The sequence below is a fragment of the Craterilacuibacter sp. genome, assembly GCF_051659485.1.
GTDB lineage: Bacteria > Pseudomonadota > Gammaproteobacteria > Burkholderiales > Chromobacteriaceae > Craterilacuibacter.
On sequence record NZ_JBOFOO010000051.1, the window covers coordinates 1 to 1,877 of the forward strand.

The window sequence follows — 1,877 nt, forward strand, 5'->3', positions numbered from 1 at the left end:
TGGCCTTTGATGCCGGAGAGTGTCGGGTGGCCTATGCACTGCACCGCAAGAAACCACCGGCCAGGCCGACCGTGAACCAAGTTCTACGCCTGATCGCGATGCTTGGCGGCTTTATCGGTCGCAAGGGTGATGGAGAACCAGGGGTCAAGACGATCTGGCTGGGTCTGCAGGTGCTGCACAATGCCATTCAGGCCTTCAACATCCTCACGGACGCAAAGCCAGAGATTTGAGATGTGTGTAATGGTATGAGTTGAAGGTGTCCGTTTTTTTCAGCATGCCTCATGTTCTAGGAGGATATCCTGCAGGACATCGCAGCGGTCGAGGCCGAGCTGGAACAGCATGATGCGCCTGACGAACAGCAGCCGTCCCGCAAACCGCGTTCGCGCGCCGGCCGCCAGTCGCTGCCCGCGCATCTGGAGCGGATCGACGTACGCCACGAACTGGAAAGCTGCCACTGTGGTCACTGCCACGGCACGCTCACACTGATCAGAGAAAACGTCAGCGAACAACTCGACATCGAACCCGCGCGTTTCTTTGTCATCCGCAATATCCGCCCGCAATATACCTGCCGCGGCTGCGAAACCGTCAGTGCTGCAGCGGTCGCGCCGGCGGTGATCGACGGGGGGCTGGCTGCGCCGGGGCTGCTGGCCTGGGTGGGCATCAGCAAGTATGTAGATCACCTGCCTTTGTACCGGCTGGAACACCGCCTATCGCAGCAATGATCTGGCCGGCGGACTACCTATCTGTCTGGTTAAGTTGTCAGTACCATCCCTCTCAAGCGCTGATCGCTACTGCGCCCGCTAGGCAAGGTGGAGCGGCCGGACGCTTACGCCATTACATGAAGTTTCGTTTGAACTTCTCATGGTTTTCGATATTGCTTTGCATGTCTGCTGCATCCCAGATTTGCAGCTCCCACGGAAAATAGTAATTGCTCTTGTTTTTGAAGTACACATGCAGACCGCGATAGCCGGCTTTGTCGCGCAAGTACCAGTTTTTCAGACCCAGTTCATCCTGCCACGCATCCAGTAAGTCCAGCACGGTTTCGATTTCAGCGGCGGACAGGATGATTCTGGCGCCAAAAATATCATTGAGCCAGTTGTTGACCGGGTATTGATCTTCGCGGTTTGAGAAGCGCCCGATCTTGTCGTCAATGCTTTCCCGTGTCTTGACGCGGTAAAAGTATTTGATGTCAATGTCTGCCGTCATCAGGTAATCGTTGACGCTCTCGTGCAAGGCGAGTCGGTAGCGGTAAATGTGCGCAGGCGGCACATGCTTGATGGTTCTGGACAGGTTTATTTTTTCAATTTTGCCGGCTTCGAAAAAGTATTTGGAAAAATCACGGTGCAAGCGGTTGATCTCGCTGACCAGTTGTTTGACTTGTTCGATCTTGTCCATGTTGTTGCTCCACTGCTTTTGGGTGGCCGTGTTCCGACCCATGTGGCATCGGTACTGGGCGCGCCATCGGTCAGCCCAAGTTATCAGAACGTCTTGACATCCTCCCCGCCCTCTCGCTTTCGCTCGCCAGCCTTGAGGCTGGAAAGGACGGGGATTCCTACCGCGTCTGGCCGCTAGGCGGCCAGCTCGCCTCGGTGGGTTTCTGCTGCTGACGCCATTACCGCAGCGTTCACTTCACAGGCTAGCCGGGCGTGTCCCGCCCTTAATACATTGATCGCGCCGACTACGTCGGCATTGTTCTCGTAGCCACACTCGACACACTCAAACCGCGCCTGCGTCTGGTGATTATCCGCCGACACATGACCACAGCACGGGCAGGTGCGGCTGGTATTCCGTGGCGGCACGGCGATGAGATGCCCTCCGTGCCACGCCAGCTTGTAGTCCAGCTGGCGACGAAACTCGAACCAGCCCTGATCGAGGAT

3 protein-coding genes and 1 pseudogene are annotated in these 1,877 nt (G+C 56.7%); 2 read left to right on the forward strand and 2 right to left on the reverse strand.

The window, feature by feature from the left end:
• The coding region (locus tag ACRC1E_RS01545; RefSeq protein ID WP_438513348.1) for an IS4 family transposase at positions 1-230 on the forward strand (230 nt) is incomplete at its 5' end.
• A gap of 60 nt (positions 231-290) precedes the next feature.
• Positions 291-701, forward strand: a pseudogene (locus ACRC1E_RS01550) (IS66 family transposase zinc-finger binding domain-containing protein); the annotation flags it as partial.
• Positions 702-834: 133 nt separating this feature from the next.
• On the opposite strand, the gene ACRC1E_RS01555 reads toward ACRC1E_RS01550, so the two are convergent.
• Together ACRC1E_RS01555 and ACRC1E_RS01560 are read right to left on the reverse strand one after the other, a co-directional pair.
• On the reverse strand, positions 835-1,395 hold the full coding sequence (locus tag ACRC1E_RS01555; protein WP_438513349.1) for a GTP pyrophosphokinase: 561 nt from the start codon (positions 1,393-1,395) through the stop codon (positions 835-837).
• Between the two features lie 173 nt (positions 1,396-1,568).
• The coding region (locus ACRC1E_RS01560) for an RNA-guided endonuclease InsQ/TnpB family protein (protein WP_438513350.1) at positions 1,569-1,877 on the reverse strand (309 nt) is incomplete at its 5' end.